We start from the raw sequence: 18244 nt of genomic DNA, 5'->3' as shown, positions 1-18244 counted from the left end.
CACGGCGTACCGCTTACTTCTTCGCGTAGGACAGCCAGGCGTTGGCCAGGTTGGTGGCGTTCACCGAACCCAGGCCGGACGCGAAGCTCCAGCCCGGGCGGGCCGCGAACGCTTCGGTCTTGCTCGAATACGACTGCGGGTTCGCATCCATGCTCGTCAGGCCGATCTGGATCGGGAAATACCCCAGGCCCGTGTTGTACTGCGGAAGGTCCGCCACGAAGTAGCAGTTGCTCAGGATCGGGTCGTCATCGCCCAGGCCCTGCGCGCAGTTGGTCGCGATCGATCCGCGCGTGACGTTGTGGAACACGCATGACTGCGTGCCGTCGTTGCCGTTGTCGGCGTTGCAGGCCTTCAGCGCGTCGGTCGGGCCGCTCGTGGGCGAACCGTATTCCTTGGCCGCCAGCGCGTAGAGCGTCGGCGCCGCGTTGCCCTGCATCTGGCTGCGTCCGGCGCCGGCCAGCTTCTGGTCGACCAGCGCCTGGATGCCGGCGAACATCGGTGCGGCCAGCGACGTGCCGCCGGAGAGGCTTACCGGGCCGGAGAAGTTCGACGTGCACGGATAGGCCGCGGTGCACACCACCACCCAGGTGTGCGCGCCGTAGGCACCGGCAAACAGCGACACGTCGGGCACGTCACGCGACTGATCCTTCTGCGCGTTGTACACCAGCTTCTGCCACGACGGCTTGCGCACGACGCCCGAGGGCCCGCCCGAGCCGGCTTCGGACGTCGCGTAGACGCCGTTGGGATCGAACTTGAACTGCTGCTGGCAGAACTTCACCGTGGAGTTGAAGCCCATCGACTTCGCCGCCACCTCGTTGCCGCACGACTGGTTCCAGGGGATTTCCGGCACGTAACCCAGGGCGGTGCCCAGGGTCGGGTCGGTCATCTTGCGGAAGTACTTGCTCGTGGTGTTGTCGAGCACGTCGGCGGTGTCGTTGCCGCCCACCACGGTGACGTGCGACGAGGTACCGAATGCGTTGGCGCTTACCGCGCTCGGGCGGGCGCCCTGGTAGGAGGTCGGCGAGTTGAGGCCGCCGTTGAAGTCCGGGTTGGAGCCGGAGTCGCCGGAGGACACGAACACCGAGATCCCTTCGGCGTCGGCCTGGGCCCACATCGCGTCGATGGCCTGCTTGCTGGCCAGGTCGATCGCGTCTTCACCGTAGCCGTAGCTGACGCTGATGATGTCCGGGCGGCTGGCGCTGGCGTTCACCAGGTTGGCCGAGGCAATGAACGCACCACCGAAGAAGTTGGTGGTGGTGGCGTTACCCTTGGCGTCGGCGTCGGAACAGATCGCCGCCACGATATGCGCGGCCGGTGCCACGGCGGCGGACCATTCCACGTCGAGCAGGGTTTCGTCGAAGTCGTATTGCTGGTTGTCGACGGTGTTCGGATCGAGGCAGTTGGTCGGGCCCGACGGCGGTGCCGGATTGATCTGGGTGAACGAGCCGTTGTATTTGTCCAGGTGGAACGTCTGCATGAAGTTGGCATAGTCGGCGTCCACCATATTGGCGACGTCGACCACGGCGATGGTCACGCCCTTGCCGGTGAAGCCGGCGGCGCGCAGCTTGTCGATGCCGTACATCGCCGAGATGTCGCCCGGCACGAGGCCGCGTGCGGCGGTCGGGAACTGCACGGCATCGGTGTGCACGCCGCTGGCGGACGTCGCCGGTGCCTTCGCCGCGTTCGCCGCCAGCTGGAACATGCCACTCTGCGCGTTGAAGCTGGCCAGGCGCGGCGCGATGTGCTGTGGCATGGGCTTGTTGTCGTTCAGGCCCATCACGCCCGCGATCACCGGCTTGAGGGCGGTGGGCACGCTGATGTTGCTGTCATTGGACCGATGCACCTTGCCGCCGATGGTGTACGCCACTTCGTTCGTGCCGAAGGCGGCACGAATCTGCGCCACGGTGCCGGTGAAGTCGATCTGCGTCTTGTTTGGATACACGGCGTTCACCGTGAGGCCCTGGGCACGCATCCAGCTCGTCACCGCCGCGATGTCGGCGTCCGCCACGCCAAACGCGGTGCCGAACTGGGCCGGGGTCAGCCACTTGTGGAAGTTGGGCGACGAGGGGTCGTGCTGCTGGGCGCTCAGCGTCTCCAGGGCGGCCTGGCGCTGCGCGCTCGGCTTGAGCACCAGCTGGAGGTGGGCCAGCTTCACCGAGTCGTTCAGCGGCGTGGCCTGGCTGGCGGCGCTCGCCATGTCCAGATGCGTGCCTTCGACGACGGACTTCTTCGCGAAGTCGACGAACGCGGTGACCCGCGGCGCTTCGTGCGTATCGATGCCGGCCAGTTGCACCGAGGGTGCGGCGGCGGGGGCGTCGGTGGCGAGAACGAGCGACGGACAGGTAAGACCCAGCGCGATCGCCAGGACGAGCGGCGACCTACCAACGGCGTTTCCGAGATTCATGTGGTTCCCCATGGTGAAGAGTAAGCGCCCCGGCTCGTGTCGACGCGACACGCACACGGAACGATCGATAGCGATCGTGAATCGGCTTTTCTCGAACACCAGCCATCTGGACGTCTGGACGTCCCCCTATTGATCGTGAAGATCACCCCTTCAGCCGGCCCGACGACATTTTCACCGGAAGCTTTCGCGACCCTTTCGTTACGCGTGACCCGCGCGAGCGACGCGATCCGTCCGCCACGCGAGATCTTTCGAAGGAGGTGTCCAGATAACGGCGACTTATCGTTATCGGCGTTTTCTTGCGCAAAACGCGCGGGGGTGCGGCGGCGTGAAGCACGATATTGCGACGGCGCACAAAATCAAACGATAGGTACCGTTGACGGCCTATGTCGAAAATCCCGCCCGGGTGAGTCGTCCGGTGTGCCCCCGGCCGTGCAGGGAGTGTGAAGGCCGCGCACACATCCCTTCGGCTACCCTTTGCCGCTACCCGCGCCAGAGCGTTCCATGCATCCGTTTCCTCTCCACGTCTCAGCCCCCGACCAGCTGGCCTACCGGCTGTTGCAGGACTGCGACTGGGCCCAGTCGGAGGCGGCGGATGCCGCACCCCTGGAGCTGCGCACCGTGCTTTCGATGATTTTCGATTCGCCCGAGTCGCTATGGGTCGCGTGGGGGCGTGAGGAATTGCGATTCTTCTTTAACGACGCCTACCTGCCCCTGCTGGGCGGCAAGTTGCACGGCGCGATGGGAAGCCGCCTCGACGTGGTCTGGCATGACGTCTGGGCCGACGTGGAGGCGGCGATCCAGGATGCGCTGGCCGGGACCGCGCGGAGCTTCCACAACCTGCCGCTCATGATGAACCGCGACGGGGCGATGCGCGAGACGTTCTGGACGTTCTCCTACTCGCCGTTGCGCCTGGTCAGCGGCGAGGTGGCCGGGGTGTTGTGCGTCGTCAGCGAGCAGACCGAGCGGGTGGCCGAACGCGACATGCACCATCGCCAGGTCGCCGCGATCACGCAGGAGGCGAGGGAGGCCCACCTGGAGCTGGTGCGTGCCCGCGAGCAACTGCGCCAGTCGCAGAAGCTCGAAGCCATGGGCCAGCTCACCGGTGGCGTGGCACACGATTTCAACAACCTGCTGCAGGTGATCGCCGGCTCGGTCGACATGCTGCTGCACACCTCGGCCGTGGACGACCCGCGCCTGCGTTACATCCGCGCGATCGGCGCGGCGTCGGAGCGCGCGGCGAAGCTGACGGCCCACCTGCTCGCGTTTTCCCGACGCCAGAGCCTGTTGCCCGAGGTGTTCGACGTCTGCGACAGCGTCCGTGCCCTGTCGGAGATCGTCACGACGGTGCTGGGCGCCCGCATTTCGGTGACGGTGGACCTGCCCGAGGAGGCGTTGCCCGTTTTGCTGGACCGCAACCAACTGGACACGGCGCTGATCAACATCGCCGTCAATGCCCGCGATGCGATCGGCGGCTCAGGCCATGTGACGATCCGGCTGGAGAAGGTCTCGACGATACCCTCGGTGCGCTTCGCGGCGCCGCTGAAGGGCGATTTCGTCGCGATCCGTTTCAGCGATTCAGGCGTGGGCATGGCGCCCGACGTGATCGATCGCATCTTCGAGCCGTTCTTCACCACCAAGGCCGTGGGCGCCGGGACGGGCCTGGGGCTCAGCCAGGTGTTCGGTTTCGTGAAGCAGTCCGAGGGCGAGGTGGACGTCACCAGCGAGCCGGGCGTCGGCACCACGTTTACCCTCTATCTTCCGCTCACCGATCACGCGAGGGCGGATCCGTCGGCGGCGGTCGACGCGACGTGGCCGCATGGCGAGGGGCGTACGGTGCTGCTGGTAGAGGATAACGCCGACGTCGCCGAGTTCGCGGTGGGTGCGCTCACCACGCTGGGCTACGGTGTGGTGCTTACCCACCATGCGCAGGCGGCCCTCGCGGAACTGGAACGGGACCCGGATCGTTTCGAACGGGTGTTCTCCGACGTGGTGATGCCCGGCATCAGCGGCCTGGAAATGGCCAAGACCATCCGGGCCCGCTATCCGGCTCTCCCCATCGTGCTGGCCAGCGGCTACAGCGAGTTGCTGGCGAAAGATGCGGGGCACGGCTTCGTGCTGCTAAGAAAACCCTATTCGCTCCGGCAGCTTGCCGACGCGCTAGCTCACCCCATCCGGCACGACTAGCGGCCCGGGAGTCGACCCGGTCGCCGGGAATTGGCGGCTCGCCGTATCGTGGGTCCTAGCTCTCACCGGCTCCACGGGACGCCAGCCGCCGCCGCGCCTGGCGGCGCACGTTTTCCGCCACCGTGGGCAGCGCCGCGAGGGCGGCGAGGGCATCCGGATCAAAGCGGTCGACGTAGAGGGTCTGCCAGATGCGCCGAACGCTCCACGCGGGGGTGACGCGCTCGATCCGTTCGAGGCAGGCGCCGGGCGCGACCTCGCCTTCCTCCAGCACACGGTAATACCAGCCCGAGCGGCCGGACTGCTGGACGCGCAGGGCCATGTCCTTGGTGTCGAAGCGCACGTTGAGCTTCCAGCACGGTTGCCTACCCTGGCTGACCTGGAGCACGGCGGTGCCGATGCGGAACACGTCGCCGATGGCGACGTCCGTTTCGGTGAGGCCGAGGGTAGAGAGGTTTTCGCCGAACGCACCGGGCTGGTCGAGCAGGGCGCGTGGCGGTAGCTCGTGGCGCCATGTCGCGTAGTGGTCGAACGGATAGTGGTGGATGGCCTTCTCCGGACCGCCATGCACCGTGAGGTCGGCCTGCGCGTCGATGTCGATGCCCACGTGCGTGATGCGCACGATGCCGTGTACCGGTCGCTTGTGCATGCCACTGACGGCGCCGCCGTCGCCCAGTGGCGCCACCGGCCCGGCCAGCACATGGCCGATGTGATAGAGGTCAGTCATTGTCCTGCCTCGTCGCGGGGGGCTCGGGTGGTTCGACGCGCTGAAGTTCCACGTCGTCGAAGTAATTGCCGTAATACTCCTTCTCGCGCAGTCCCGGATGGGCGGCGAAGTCGATGTACGGCGCGGCGCAATGCGGGCAGCGGAACGGGTTCATGTAGGCATAACGTGTGCCGTCGGGTGCCGCGGGCAGCGATCGCTCCAGCGTGGCGAGGGCCGCTTGATCCGGCGCGGATAAGGGCGCGGGACTGCCTGGTACGTGCGTGCCCACGACGAGGGTGAAGCGGCCCGACGCCGAGTAGAAGTAGCCTGCGTTGCTGAAACCGGCGTGGTACGAACGAATCAGGAAGCTCCGGTGGCAGGCGTCGCATTCGCACGAGAGCCGGATGACGCCTGGCGTGACGTTGCCGCTGAAATGCAGCCCGCGCGCGAAGAGCCCTTGCCCGGCAAACGCCGCGTTCGTGGTCGGCGCGCCCGGCAGGAAGAACGGCTGGAAGCGTACGCCCGTGGCCCTGTCCTGGAGGACGGCATCGGGGTCGAACGTCGCCGAGTCGCCGATCACGACGTCGGCCTGGCAGGCCCTGCTGGCATGCACGCGGATCGAGAAATGCGCCCATCCCTCGACCGGCGGCAACGCGTGACGGTGGGCCGTGCCGTCGCTGTCGACGAACGCCACGACGGACCGCTGCGACACACGCATCGAAGGCGTCTTCTCCACCGGCAGCTCATCGGCGGTGATGGTGCAGAGGGGCTCGCCGTCGACCACGACGACGAGAAGGGCGGGAGACGATGGGCGGAAGCGGTCCAGAAGTGACATCGGCATGGTCGTGTGCCTTGCGGGGTGTCGTGGGATGGGAGGATGTGCGGGGCGCGCTCACAAGGACGCCCACAGGTGCATGCTCGCGAGGCTGCGCCACGGGGCGTACGCCGCCATGAGACGCGCCGTGGCAACGGCGTCGGGACGCATGTCGAGTCCGTGCAGGCGTTCAAGCGCCGTGGCGAGGCCGGAGTCGCCGACGGGCGCGGCGTCGGCGAAGCCGATGCGCATCATTACGTAGCGCGCGGTCCATGTGCCGATGCCGTTGAGCGCGGTCAGGCGTCGTTCCGCCTCCACGGCCGAGCCGTCCGCCAGGCCCTCGATATCGAGATCGCCCGCGATGATGGCCCTGGCGGTGTCGATGAGGTAGCGCGTCTTGGCACGGGAAAACCGACGTCGCAGGAGCTCGTCCGGGTCGATGCGCGCCACGGCGTCGGGGGTGGGGTGCACGATCATGTCGCCGACCCGCTCGCCGGCGAGGCGGATCAGTTCACGGCGCAGGCTGCCCGCGAAGCTCAGGTTGATCTGCTGCCCGATGATCGCCCAGCACAGGGCATCGAATGCGCGCGGAATCAGCGGGATGCGCAGGCCCCGGCGCGGCGCCACCAGCGTCGGGTGTGCTGCTTCGAAGGGGCGGATGTCGTGGCCGAGCCCGAGGATGCGCCGCACGTCGCGATGCAGCAGCGCGAAGCTCGCCGTGCCGAGCGCGTGGTCCGAGGTTACCTCGACATGCGCGGCGCGCCGTTCGAACCGGATAGCGACGACGGCCGGACCGTCCGGCGTCCCCAGGGCTTTCCACACGGTGGCCGCATCCGTTCGCTCGGCGAGGCCCTCGGCGTCGCGCCCCTGGTAGGCGAGTACGGCCGCCTTCCGGTAGTCGGCGGGCAGGCGCAGCGTGAAACGGGGCGCTTCGCCCAGGCGTCGATAGGCGTCGGGCGTCATGCCCATCGCCACCACGAAGGCGCGGTCGAACGCCCGGGCGCTCGGGAAGCCGGCCGCTTCGCAGGCATCCGCCACCGTCGCCGCCTGCCCCAGCAAGCGATCGGCCGCGAATGCCACGCGCTTGTGCGTCAGCCAGGCATCCGCCGTGGCATGGGCGTGGTCGGCGAGGATCACCGCGAGCGCCGGTTCGCACAGGCCCGCCCACGTGGCCAGATGCGTGGCGTCGGCCACCGTTGCCGGTGCCCTGTCGAGCCGCTCGCTCAAGGCCTGGAAGACGTCGAGCCCGTCGCCCTGCGCCGCATGCCGTCGGTGCGGCTTGCAGCGCTGGCAGGGGCGCAGGCCGGCGGCCCGCGCCTGTGCCTCGGAGGCGAAGGCCATGAGCCCGGCTCTGCGGCCGGTCGTGAGCGGGCAGGAGGGCAGGTGGTAGGCGTAAGGCTCGACGGTGCCGAGCAGGAACACGCCATCGAGCGCGCCGCGGCGGGCGGCGCGCCGATCACAGTCGGCGAGGGGCGGGAAGATCATGCGCGGTTCGTCGGCGTCATCGATCAGGGAGAGTAGCGCGTCAGGGTGTCGCGCCGCCGTCGCGATGACGCTCCCGTGGCCCGCGACATAGAATCCACGACGTTCGTATCCCTCGCGAGACACCATGGACCTCAACGCCCTCGACGATTTCCAACTGGTGGCCACGCAGGGCGGGTTCGGCAAGGCCAGCCGCGCCAGCGGTCGTTCCAAGGCCACGCTCTCGCGTCGCGTGGCGGAACTGGAAGATGCCATGGGCGTGCGCCTGATCGAGCGCGGATCGCATCGGTTGGCGCTGACCGAGGCCGGGCGCCTGCTGTTGCAGCGCGCGGAGGGGCCGATGCGCGAGGTCGCCGAGGCGGTCGCGGCAGCGCGCGACGGCGTGTCCACCCCGCGCGGGCGGCTGCGTGTCTCGGCGCCGCAACTGTTTTCCCAGCTCGCGCTCGGGCATATCGCGGCACGCTTCGTGGCGACGTATCCCCAGGTGCAGGTCGAGACGGTGACGGAAGACCGGGTGGTCGACCTGGTCGACGAACACGTCGATGTCGCGATCCGGATCAATCCGCGCACCGACAGCGATCTCGTCGGTCGCTGCTTCGCCCGCGACCGGCTCCTCCTCGTCGCGCCGCCGGGACTACCCCGTCCGGCGCCAGCGGGCCCGGCGCCCACGCCGATGCCGGCGGTGGTGATGCCGACCTATCGCGACGGCGACGTCTGGTCGGCGCGCGAGGGTGGGACGTGCGTGCAGCCGCTGCCGGTGCTCTACGCCTCGTCGCTGCTGATGATCCGCGACGCCGTCGCGGCCGGCGCGGGCGTCGCGCTGCTGCCGCAGTCGATCGCCGCCCCGCTGGTGCAGACCGGTGATGTCGCGGTCTGGGGCGTGGTCGGCGAGCCGACGGAGCTTTGGGTGCTGCATACCTCGCGGCGCCTGCAGCGCCCGAAAGTGCGGGCGTTCGTCGACTTCATCGGCGCACAGTTCCCCGATGGCACCTTCACGGTGCCCGCGCGCGCGGCTTGACCTGGCCGCCCACCCGGGATTTCATCGGGGATCGTATTTTCCACGGATCCCGCCGATGCATCCTCGTTGTCGTTTCCTGGCAGGCCTTGCCCTGCTTGCCACGTGCGGCCTGTCGTTCGCCGCAACCGTCGTCCGGGATCCCTGGTGGAAGCATGCGTCCATCCTCGAGATCTACCCGCGCAGCTACGCCGACAGCAACGGCGATGGCACGGGCGACCTCGACGGCATCACGGCGCATCTGGACGACGTGAGCCGCCTCGGGGTGGACACGATCTGGCTTACGCCGATGTATCCGTCACCGCAGGTCGATTTCGGCTACGACATCGCCGATTACCGGTCGGTGGACCCGCGCTACGGCACGCTGGCCGACATGGACCGGTTGATCGCCCAGGCCCACCGCCGGCACATCCACGTGCTGCTCGACATGGTGCTCAACCACACCTCCGACAAACATCCGTGGTTCATGGCCTCCGCCGCGTCGCGGGACAACCCCAAGGCCGACTGGTATGTCTGGAACGATGGCCTCGACGCCGCGTCGCCGGGGGTCACGCCGTTGCAGAAGCGCAACGTACACGACGGCAAGGTGCCGCCGAACAACTGGCAGTCGATGTTCGGCGGGTCGGCATGGACCTGGGTGCCGGCGCGCAAGCAGTTCTACTACCACCGCTTCTATGCGCAGCAGCCCGATCTGAACTGGCGTAATCCGGCCGTCGAGAAGGCGATGTTCGACGCCATGCGCTTCTGGCTCGATCGCGGCGTGGACGGTTTTCGCCTCGATGCGATCTCCACCCTGTTCGAAGACCCCCAGCTGCGCAACGATCCCGAGCGCGGCGGTACCAATCCCTTCGGCGACCCGAACCTCGACTATCGCTACAGCGACAAGCTGCCTGAGGTGCACGACGTGATGCGTCGCCTGCGCGCGATGGTGGATACGTATCCCGGCGACCGCGTGCTGGTCGGCGAAACCTACGAGCCCACCACCGCGAACCTCGTGCCATGGTACGGCCGTCACAACGACGAACTGCAGTTGCCCATGGATTTGCTTCCCGGCTTCGGCTGGGGCGCACGCTTCGATGCCCGGTGGTTCCGCCAGCACCTCCAGGGCGCGCAGACGCAGCTCAAGGGCGAGCGCACGCTCCTGGTGTTCGACAACCACGACAACCCGCGGTCGATCGACCGCTTCGGGGATGGTACGCATGACGTGGCACGCGCCCGCATCGTCGCGGCCCTGCTGCTCACGAACCGTGGCGTGGCGATGACGTACTACGGCGCCCCCATCGGCATGACCACCAGCACGCCGACGCGCAAGGAAGACGTGCGCGACCCGGTCGGCATCACGGGCTGGCCGAAAGAGAAAGGGCGCGACGGCGAGCGCACCCCGATGCAGTGGAACGCAGGACCGCAGGCGGGCTTCTCCAGTAACCCCGACACGTGGCTCCCTGTAGCGGCGAACTACCGCACGGTGAACGTCGCCAGTGAACTGGCCGATCCGTCGTCGTTGCTACAGTGGTATCGCAAGCTGCTCGCGCTTCGTCGCGACAACGCTGCCCTGCGCGACGGTGCGATGACGTTCGTCGACACGTCCAACCCGGACGTGCTGACCTACGTGCGCGAGGGCGAGACGCCGGTACTCGTGGCGATGAACTTCAGCGGCGAGCCACGCCCGCTGGCCTCGGGACAGACGGGTCACGATATCCATACGCTCGCGGCGAGCGATGCATCGCTGGCGCGAGCGACCACCCTGGATGGCACGACGCTGCCGCCGTATTCGGTGTGGCTGGTCTCGTTCCAGCGCTGACTCAAAAAAAGAAAGAGCCGGCCCCGCTGGGGCCGGCTCTTTCAGGGGGCACGGGTCAGGCGGCTTTCTTCGTGCGCAGGTCGTAGCGGTCGAGGTTCATCACCTTCGTCCACGCCTTGACGAACTCGTCGACGAAGGTCGTCTCGGCATCGGCGCTCGCGTACACCTCGGCCAGTGCGCGCAGCACCGAGTTCGAGCCGAACACGAGGTCGACGCGGCTGGCCGTCCAGCGTGGTTTGCCGGTGCCGCGCTCGCTGCCGTTGAACGATTCAGCGGTGCGCGTGGCGGGCTTCCACTCCGTGCTCATGTCGAGCAGGTGGCGGAAGAAGTCGTTGCTCAGCACGCCCGGGCGATCGGTGAACACGCCTTCCTTGCCGCCGTCGACGTTGGTGCCCAGCACGCGCATGCCGCCGATCAGCACGGTCATTTCCGGCGCCGTGAGCGTGAGCTTCTGCGCTTTGTCGATCAGCAGTGCCTCGGCCGGCACGCTGTAGCGGTCTTTCACGAAGTTGCGGAAGCCATCGGCCACGGGCTCCAGGGGCGCGAACGACTCCACATCGGTCTGCTCCTGCGTGGCGTCGGTGCGACCTGCCGCGAACGGCACGGTGACATCATGGCCCGCGTCTTTCGCCGCCTTTTCGATCGCGGCGCCGCCGGCAAGCACGATCAGGTCGGCCAGCGACACCTGCTTGCCGCCCGATGCGGAACGGTTGAACTCGGCGCGGATGCCCTCGAGCGCATCGAGCACCTTCTTCAGCTGCTCGGGGCGGTTGGCCTTCCAGTCTTTTTGCGGAGCGAGGCGGATGCGCGCACCGTTGGCGCCGCCACGCTTGTCGCCGCCACGGAAGGTCGAGGCCGAGGCCCAGGCGGTGGACACGAGGTCGGACACGCTCAGGCCCGAGGCCAGTACCTTGTCCTTGAGTGCCTTCACGTCGGCGTCCTCAACGAGCGGGTGCGTCGCTTCCGGCAGCGGATCCTGCCAGATCAGCACTTCGCGGGGGACTTCCGGCCCGAGGTAACGCGAGCGTGGACCCATGTCGCGGTGGGTCAGCTTGAACCATGCGCGAGCGAACGCATCGGCGAACTGCTCGGGGTGTTCGAGGAAGCGGCGCGAGATCGTCTCGTAGGCCGGATCGAAGCGCAGCGACAGGTCGGTGGTGAGCATGGTCGGGCGCTTGTTCGCGCCGCCGTGTGCGTCGGGGATGCTGTCGTCGGCGTCCTTGGCCACCCACTGGTGCGCGCCGGCAGGGCTCTTTTCCAACTGCCACTCGTACTTGAACAGGTTCTCGAAGAAGCGGTTGGTCCACTTCGTCGGTTCCTGCGTCCAGGTGACTTCCAGGCCGCTGGTGATGGTGTCGCGGCCCTTGCCGCTACCGAAGCTGTTGTTCCAGCCCAGGCCCTGGTCGGCGAGTTCGGCATCTTCCGGCTCGGCGCCCACGTTGCTGGAGGGGCCGGCGCCATGCGTCTTGCCGAAGGTGTGGCCACCGGCGATCAGCGCGACGGTCTCTTCGTCGTTCATGGCCATGCGGGCGAAGGTCACGCGGATGTCGTGCGCCGCGGCGACCGGGTCGGGGTTGCCGTCGGGGCCTTCGGGGTTGACGTAGATCAGGCCCATCTGCACGGCGGCGAGCGGGTTCTCCAGGTGGCGGCCGCCGTCGGTGCGGCTGTGTTCATGGCCGTGCAACTGCGCATCGGCGGTGACCACGCCTTCGTCCTGCGGCTTGGTCGCCGGGGCCTGCTCGGCGTCCTTCGTGCGGGTTTCTTCCTTGCCGTAGCGGATGTCGCCACCCAGCCAGGTCTTTTCGTTGCCCCAGTAGACGTCCTGGTCCGGTTCCCAGGTGTCTTCGCGCCCGCCGGCGAAACCGAAGGTCTTAAAGCCCATGGTCTCCAGCGCGACATTGCCGGTGAGGATCATGAGATCGGCCCAGGAGAGGCTGCGGCCATACTTCTGCTTGATGGGCCAGAGCAGCCGGCGCGCCTTGTCCAGGCTCACGTTGTCGGGCCAGCTGTTCAGCGGCGCGAAGCGCTGCTGTCCGCGACCGCCGCCGCCGCGACCGTCCTCGATGCGGTAGGTGCCCGCGCTATGCCAGGCCATGCGCACGAACAGGGGGCCGTAATGCCCGAAGTCGGCCGGCCACCAGTCCTGCGAATCGGTCATGAGCGCGGCGAGGTCGGACTTCACGGCCGCGAGGTCGAGCTTGCCGAATGCCTCGGCGTAGTCGAAGTCGGCGTCCATCGGGTTCGAACGCGATGAATGCTGGTTGAGCAGGTCGACGCGCAGCCGCTTGGGCCACCAGTCGGCGTTGGTCGTGCCGCCACCGGCGGTGTGGTGGAACGGGCACTTGGACTCGCTGGACATGGACTTCTCCTCTGGCTGGCCGGGAACGTGAACGCATCGCGCTCGGGCGACGACATCGTATTCAGTGATCTTAGGATGGCGATGCAAGATGACGAAAATTGATTGATCCTATGGGCGCCAGAGGTGCGGCCTATGAGCGGGCAGGATTCGCAAGGGCTTGCCGAATTCGCGCTGACCGCGACCCGACGTCCTTGCCGCGGATCGATCCGTGCCAGACTTCCGCAGGCATCCCTCCCCACAGGCCATTCGTACCGCATGACCACCCGCGACACCGCCGATCACCGTCCCCTCGACCGCAGCGACGCCCGAACCCTGGTGCTTTCCGCCCTGGGCGGCGCGCTGGAGTTCTATGACTTCGTGATCTTCGTGTACTTCGCCAAGGTGCTCGGGCATCTGTTCTTTCCGCCTGGCACCTCGGATTTCGTCGCCCAGTTGCAGGGCTTCGGCATCTTCGCCGTGGGCTACCTCGCCCGTCCGCTCGGCGGCATCGTGATGGCGCACTTCGGCGACCGGATCGGCCGCAAACGCATGTTTACGCTCAGCGTGTTCCTGATGGCGATGCCGACGCTGCTGATCGGCGCGCTGCCGACCTATGCGAGCCTGGGCGTGCTCGCGCCGGTTTTGCTCACGTTGTTGCGCGTGGTGCAGGGCATCGCGATCGGCGGCGAGATCCCGGGCGCCTGGGTGTTCGTCGCCGAGCACGTGCCGCCGCGCCGCATCGGCATGGCGTGCGCCAGCCTCACCTCGGGGCTCACGCTGGGGATCCTGATCGGTTCGCTGGTGTCGGCCGGCTTGAGCGCTCACCTGTCCGAGGCGGCGATGCTCGACCACGGCTGGCGCATCGCCTTCGTCATCGGAGGCGTGTTCGGTTTCTTTGCCGTGTACCTGCGCCGCTGGCTGAGCGAGACCCCCGTGTTCGCCCGCATGCGCGAGCGTCGCGAGCTCACGGCGGAGCTCCCGGCCTGGGTCGTCGTGCGCGATCACCTGCCGGGCGTGCTGTTGTCGATGGTCGTCACCTGGGTACTCACCGCGGCGATCGTCGTGGTGATCCTGATGACGCCCACCCTGATGCAGACAACCTTCCACGTCGACCCCGCGCGTGCATTCACGGCGGGCAGTGTCGCCGCGCTCGCGCTGTGCCTGGGCTGCTTCGCGGGTGGCCTGCTGGTGGATGCGGCGGGCCGCGCCATCGCGATGCTCGTGGGTTCGCTGGGTCTGGCAGCAAGCACCTATGCGCTGTATCTCGACCTGCGCGCGGGGGCGGCCCACCTGGACGCCCTGTACGCACTCGCGGGCGGGTTCGCGGGTGTCGCCGGCGTGGTGCCCGCGATCCTCGTCAGCACGTTTCCGCCGTCGATCCGGTTCTCGGGCATCTCGCTCTCCTACAACGTGGCGTACGCGATCTGCGGCGCGGCGACGCCGGTCGTGGTCGGCTGGCTGGCGACGGGGCAGGGCGGCCTGGGGCCTGCGCATTATGTGGGTCTGGTGTCCCTGGTCGGCGTCGGCTCCGCCATCTACATGATGGTGAGCCGGCGACCGGTTTACGGTCGCTAGTTCACGGACGTTTCACCCATGTGACGGGGCACCCGCCGTCGCCGCGTCGGCGCTGTTGCATTCGCGCCCTCGCCTTCGGCATCCTTTCGCGGTCCACCATCCCCCACCCGCTCGCTCCAGACCCCATGACTGACGTCATCACCCTCGGCTGGCGCGAACGGCTCGCCTTGCCGTCGCTCGGCATCCCCGTCCTCAAGGCCAAGCTCGACACGGGCGCGCGCTCGTCGTCGCTGCACGTCGAGTGGCTGGAGACCGAACAGCGCGAAGACGGTACGTGGTTGCGTTTCCAGGTGCGCACCACGCGCAAGGGCGGCGTCTCGGCACCGTGCCTGGCCAAGGCCACCGGGCGTCGTGCCGTCACCGATTCGGGAGGCCACGCCACCGAGCGCTGGTTCATCCACGCCGATATCGAGATCGCCGGCCAGCGCTTCGGCGCCGAGGTGAACCTCACCGACCGGCGGCACATGCTGTTTCCCCTGCTTCTCGGCCGGACGGCCCTCATGGGCCGTTTCCGCGTCGATCCCTCGCTTTCCTACTCGCAGACGCCGCGTCGCGTCCTCCGGGAATTCCCATGAAGATCGCCATCCTGTCGCGCAACGCGCGGCTGTATTCCACCCAGCGCCTGGTGGAAGCCGCGCGCCGGCGCAAGCACACCGTGCGCGTGGTCGATCCGCTGCGTTGCTACATGAGCATCGCGCCGCATTCGTTCGCCATCCATTTCAAGGGCAAGCCGCTGGGTCCGATCGATTGCGTGGTCCCGCGCATCGGCGCTTCCAGCACGTTCTATGGCACGGCGGTGCTGCGCCAGATGGAAATGATGGGGGTGTATACCCCCAATCCGTCCGACGCGGTGCTGCGCGCCCGCGACAAGCTGCGTTGCCTGCAGCTGCTGGCGGCCCGCGGCATCGACATGCCGCTGACCGCCTTTGGCGACAACCCCGACGACACGGTCGACCTCCTCGCCATGCTGGGCGACCCCCCGCACATCATCAAGCTCAACGAAGGGACCCAAGGCGCCGGCGTGGTGCTGGCCGAGAAGCGCTCGGCGTCGCGCAGCGTGATCGAGGCCTTCCGCGGGCTCTATGCCAACTTCCTCGTGCAGGAATTCATCCGCGAGGCCAACGGCAGCGACCTGCGCTGCTTCGTGGTCGGCAACGAGGTGGTCGCCTCGATGCAGCGCTCGTCGGCGCCGGGCGAATTCCGCGCCAACCTCCACCGGGGCGGTTCGGCCGAGGCGGTGGAGCTCTCCGCCGACGAGCGCCGGGTAGCCCTGGAGGCCGCGTCGGCCCTGGGCCTGGAGGTGGCGGGGGTGGACCTGCTGCGTTCCAGCCGGGGCCCCCTGCTGCTGGAGGTCAACGCGTCGCCGGGCCTGGAAGGTATCGAGGCGAGCACCGGGGTGGACGTGGCCGGCGCCATCATCGAGCACTGCGCCCGCCGGCTGGCCGAGCGCCCCGTGGTCGCAAAGCCCCGCAAAGCCCGGTCCCCGAAGGGGTTAACGGCGATTTAAACGATACTGTCCTATAAAGGACTCACTGTGATTCCGCCTGGCGGAGTGACGGTATCGGGGCAGTAGTTCTTTCGGCCCGGGCGGTGTTTCCGCCCGGGTCTTTCTTTTTGCTCCTGTCCGCTTCACGCGTTCCCCGTTAAGCTTCGGGTCGCAATACTTGTTAAGACGAATAAGCGACCGCTCAACGGAGTGCCGAATGCGCGTTCTGGTCATCGAAGATAACAGCGACATCGCGACCAATATCGGGGATTACCTCGAAGATCGCGGCCATGTCGTGGATTTTGCCGGCGACGGCGTGACGGGGCTCCACCTGGCGGTGGTCCACGATTTCGACGTGATCGTGCTCGACCTCACCCTGCCGGGCATGGACGGGCTCGATGTGGCGAAGAAGCTCCGCCACGAGGCGCACAAGCAGACCCCCGTGTTGATGCTGACCGCGCGCGACTCGCTCGACCACAAGCTCACGGGTTTCGAATCCGGCGCCGACGACTACATGACCAAGCCGTTCGCGCTGCAGGAACTCGCCGCACGCCTGGAAGTGCTGGCCCGTCGCGGCAAGGGTCCGCAGAGCCGCGTGCTCAAGGTCGGCGGCCTCACTTATAACCTCGATACGCTCACGGTCACCCGCGAGGGCAAGAGCATCCAGCTCAACCCCATCGGCCTGAAGCTCCTGCAGGCGTTGATGGAGGCGAGTCCGTCGGTGGTCACCCGGCAGGACCTCGAACAGCGCGTGTGGGGCGAAGAGCTCCCCGATTCCGACTCGCTGCGCGTGCACATCCACGGGCTGCGCGCGGCCATCGACAAGCCGTTCGACAAGCCGCTGATCCACACGCGTCACGGTATCGGATACCGCATGGTCGAGCCGGATGCGGTCCAGGCGTAAGCTCCGTTTCCGCCTGGTCGTCACGTTCACGCTGTTCGGCCTCGGGCTGAGCGCCCTGTTCGCGTTCGCGGCGATCAACATCCGCGCACGCGTCGAAGAGCAGCTGATCAACTCGGCCCTTCAGGACGAAGTCGACGCGCTCAACGAAAAGGTGCGCACGCGGCCGAATGAGGCGCCGCAGTTCGACATCCTCAAGGCCGCCACCTTCAGCGACCGCACGATATACAAAGCTCCGCTGGCGTGGCAGCCGCTCGATTCGGGCGTGCACGACATCTACGACACCGATCGTGACGGCAAGAGCCGGCACTACAAGGTGGCGGTGCGGCGTACCGACGGCATCATCAGCTTCCTGCAGTTCGACGTATCGCGCGACGAACTGGGCAAGCGCCAACTGCTGACCAGCGTGATCGCCGCGGTGTTTCTCTTCGGCCTGTTTTCGTTGGTGCTGGGCGTGTGGCTGTCGTCGCGCGTGCTGCGGCCGGTCACGGACCTGGCCCGGCGCCTGCGCGATTTCCGCCGGCTGGGCAAGGCGGAAACGCTGGCCCCGCATTTCGCCGACGACGAAGTGGGCGAACTGGCCGTGGCGCTCGACGAATACGCCACGCGTCTGACCTCGGTGGTGGAGCGCGATCGCGAATTCAACTCCGACGTGAGCCACGAACTGCGCACGCCGCTCGCGGTCATCGCCAGCACCACCGAGCTTCTGCAGGGCTCGCCCGACCTTACCGACAAGCTGCGCGAGCGACTGAAACGCATCGAACGCGCGTCGCGACAGGCCACCGAACTGATCGAAGCGCTGTTGCTGCTGTCGCGTGCGGAGCGTCGCGGGCCCACGCGCGGCGAGACCACCGATGTGGCGAAGGTGGCGGCCGACGTCATCGAGAGCCAGCGGCCGCAGATGGGCGGAAAGCCGATCGAGATCGAGCTGGTGTCGGACGGTAAGGTGACGGTCAACGCGCCCGCATCGGTGCTGTCGGTGGCGTTGACCAACCTGATCGGCAACGCCATTAAGTACACGATGGAAGGCAGCGTGACGGTACGTGTCGCCGACGGCCGCGTGGAAGTGATCGACACCGGCCCCGGCATCAAGCCGGAAGACGCCGAGAAGCTGTTCCAGCGGGGTATCCGCGGCGAGAGCGCCACCGGCGGCGGCGCCGGCCTTGGCCTGGCGATCGTCCGGCGCCTGTGCGACCTCTACGAATGGGACGTCGCCCTGCGTCCCCGCCCCGACATGGCCGGCGCGATCTCCACCATCGATTTCCGCTAGCAGTCTCCGACCGCGCTGTCGCTACCGAAGGGATGGGAGCCGACCGCATCGGCGATCGGGTGGCCGCCGGCATGGCTGCGATGACGTTCATGGCCTGGTTCGCCCGATGCCTCCTGAGGGTCCGTGGACACGGTCTGCTCCTGCCTCGCGATGGGACTGTGTCATCTGACCTGTCATGAAGCTTTCATTCTTGCCCCCGACCATGGGCCGCTTCCACGGCGCGTGATGGGCGGGACTCAGGGGAGTGTCGCCGCGGCGCGCCAGCGAACGT

Annotated in this window: 13 protein-coding genes; 8 read left to right on the top strand and 5 right to left on the bottom strand. The window is 67.6% G+C overall.

All coding sequences use genetic code 11. The annotated features are described in order from the left end of the window. Positions 1-13 precede the first annotated feature (13 nt). A complete protein-coding gene (locus PI246_RS09490; protein ID WP_320551018.1) occupies positions 14-2404 on the bottom strand; it encodes a S53 family peptidase in 2391 nt (796 codons plus the stop codon). A 501-nt stretch (positions 2405-2905) separates the two neighbouring features. On the opposite strand from PI246_RS09490, the gene PI246_RS09485 reads away from it, so the two are divergent. Further along, on the top strand, positions 2906-4588 hold the full coding sequence (locus PI246_RS09485; protein WP_320551017.1) for an ATP-binding protein: 1683 nt from the start codon (positions 2906-2908) through the stop codon (positions 4586-4588). A gap of 55 nt (positions 4589-4643) precedes the next feature. Here PI246_RS09485 and PI246_RS09480 read toward each other — a convergent pair whose 3' ends face one another. Genes PI246_RS09480 through PI246_RS09470 form a run of 3 tightly spaced genes read right to left on the bottom strand, consistent with a single transcriptional unit; the run spans position 4644 to position 7590 of the window. Continuing rightward, positions 4644-5312, bottom strand: a complete 669-nt coding sequence (locus PI246_RS09480; protein WP_320551016.1) for an MOSC domain-containing protein — start codon at positions 5310-5312, stop codon at positions 4644-4646. Further along, positions 5305-6132 (bottom strand): hypothetical protein, encoded by an 828-nt coding sequence (locus PI246_RS09475; protein WP_320551015.1) that lies wholly within the window; start codon positions 6130-6132, stop codon positions 5305-5307. Before PI246_RS09475 ends, PI246_RS09480 begins: the two co-directional genes overlap by 8 nt. A 51-nt stretch (positions 6133-6183) precedes the next feature. Beyond that, positions 6184-7590: a DNA-3-methyladenine glycosylase 2 gene (locus PI246_RS09470; RefSeq protein WP_320551014.1), complete on the bottom strand. Its 1407-nt coding sequence runs from the start codon at positions 7588-7590 to the stop codon at positions 6184-6186. Between the two features lie 124 nt (positions 7591-7714). On the opposite strand from PI246_RS09470, the gene PI246_RS09465 reads away from it, so the two are divergent. Then, complete coding sequence (locus PI246_RS09465) at positions 7715-8605, top strand: LysR family transcriptional regulator (RefSeq protein WP_320551013.1); 891 nt, start codon at positions 7715-7717, stop codon at positions 8603-8605. A 55-nt stretch (positions 8606-8660) separates the two neighbouring features. After that, complete coding sequence (locus tag PI246_RS09460; protein WP_320551012.1) at positions 8661-10403, top strand: glycoside hydrolase family 13 protein; 1743 nt, start codon at positions 8661-8663, stop codon at positions 10401-10403. Positions 10404-10458: 55 nt separating this feature from the next. Here PI246_RS09460 and katG read toward each other — a convergent pair whose 3' ends face one another. Next, positions 10459-12762, bottom strand: a complete 2304-nt coding sequence (katG, locus tag PI246_RS09455; protein WP_320551011.1) for a catalase/peroxidase HPI — start codon at positions 12760-12762, stop codon at positions 10459-10461. A 255-nt stretch (positions 12763-13017) separates the two neighbouring features. On the opposite strand from katG, the gene PI246_RS09450 reads away from it, so the two are divergent. From PI246_RS09450 to PI246_RS09430, 5 genes are all read left to right on the top strand, one after another. Then, the gene (locus PI246_RS09450; protein WP_320551010.1) at positions 13018-14316 is read left to right on the top strand and encodes an MFS transporter; all 1299 of its coding nucleotides are present in this window, start codon (positions 13018-13020) and stop codon (positions 14314-14316) included. 125 nt (positions 14317-14441) lie between these two features. Beyond that, positions 14442-14891 carry an ATP-dependent zinc protease family protein gene (locus tag PI246_RS09445; RefSeq protein ID WP_320551009.1) on the top strand — a complete coding sequence of 150 codons (450 nt, stop codon included), beginning with the start codon at positions 14442-14444 and terminating at the stop codon, positions 14889-14891. Continuing rightward, a complete protein-coding gene (gene rimK, locus PI246_RS09440; protein ID WP_320551008.1) occupies positions 14888-15823 on the top strand; it encodes a 30S ribosomal protein S6--L-glutamate ligase in 936 nt (311 codons plus the stop codon). Before PI246_RS09445 ends, rimK begins: the two co-directional genes overlap by 4 nt. Before the next feature lie 196 nt (positions 15824-16019). Continuing rightward, positions 16020-16706, top strand: coding sequence for a response regulator transcription factor (locus PI246_RS09435; RefSeq protein WP_320551007.1), 687 nt, complete (start codon positions 16020-16022; stop codon positions 16704-16706). After that, on the top strand, positions 16690-17973 hold the full coding sequence (locus tag PI246_RS09430; protein WP_320551006.1) for a sensor histidine kinase: 1284 nt from the start codon (positions 16690-16692) through the stop codon (positions 17971-17973). The genes PI246_RS09435 and PI246_RS09430 overlap by 17 nt, the downstream gene beginning before the upstream one ends. The last annotated feature ends 271 nt before the right edge of the window (positions 17974-18244 follow it).

The sequence above is a fragment of the Luteibacter sahnii genome (assembly GCF_034063545.1).
In the GTDB taxonomy this organism is placed as follows: Bacteria; Pseudomonadota; Gammaproteobacteria; order Xanthomonadales; family Rhodanobacteraceae; genus Luteibacter; species Luteibacter sahnii.
The sequence above is the reverse complement of the archived record's forward strand: the minus strand, read 5'-3'. Positions and strand labels throughout refer to the sequence as shown.

Coding starts and splice junctions, on each gene's coding strand:
- PI246_RS09460 (WP_320551012.1), top strand. CDS start 8,661: ATGCATCCTCGTTGTCGTTTCCTGGCAGGCCTTGCCCTGCTTGCCACG.
- PI246_RS09465 (WP_320551013.1), top strand. CDS start 7,715: ATGGACCTCAACGCCCTCGACGATTTCCAACTGGTGGCCACGCAGGGC.
- PI246_RS09450 (WP_320551010.1), top strand. CDS start 13,018: ATGACCACCCGCGACACCGCCGATCACCGTCCCCTCGACCGCAGCGAC.
- PI246_RS09470 (WP_320551014.1), bottom strand. CDS start 7,590: ATGATCTTCCCGCCCCTCGCCGACTGTGATCGGCGCGCCGCCCGCCGC.
- PI246_RS09435 (WP_320551007.1), top strand. CDS start 16,020: ATGCGCGTTCTGGTCATCGAAGATAACAGCGACATCGCGACCAATATC.
- PI246_RS09445 (WP_320551009.1), top strand. CDS start 14,442: ATGACTGACGTCATCACCCTCGGCTGGCGCGAACGGCTCGCCTTGCCG.
- PI246_RS09480 (WP_320551016.1), bottom strand. CDS start 5,312: ATGACTGACCTCTATCACATCGGCCATGTGCTGGCCGGGCCGGTGGCG.
- PI246_RS09490 (WP_320551018.1), bottom strand. CDS start 2,404: ATGAATCTCGGAAACGCCGTTGGTAGGTCGCCGCTCGTCCTGGCGATC.
- PI246_RS09485 (WP_320551017.1), top strand. CDS start 2,906: ATGCATCCGTTTCCTCTCCACGTCTCAGCCCCCGACCAGCTGGCCTAC.
- PI246_RS09475 (WP_320551015.1), bottom strand. CDS start 6,132: ATGCCGATGTCACTTCTGGACCGCTTCCGCCCATCGTCTCCCGCCCTT.
- PI246_RS09430 (WP_320551006.1), top strand. CDS start 16,690: ATGCGGTCCAGGCGTAAGCTCCGTTTCCGCCTGGTCGTCACGTTCACG.
- rimK (WP_320551008.1), top strand. CDS start 14,888: ATGAAGATCGCCATCCTGTCGCGCAACGCGCGGCTGTATTCCACCCAG.
- katG (WP_320551011.1), bottom strand. CDS start 12,762: ATGTCCAGCGAGTCCAAGTGCCCGTTCCACCACACCGCCGGTGGCGGC.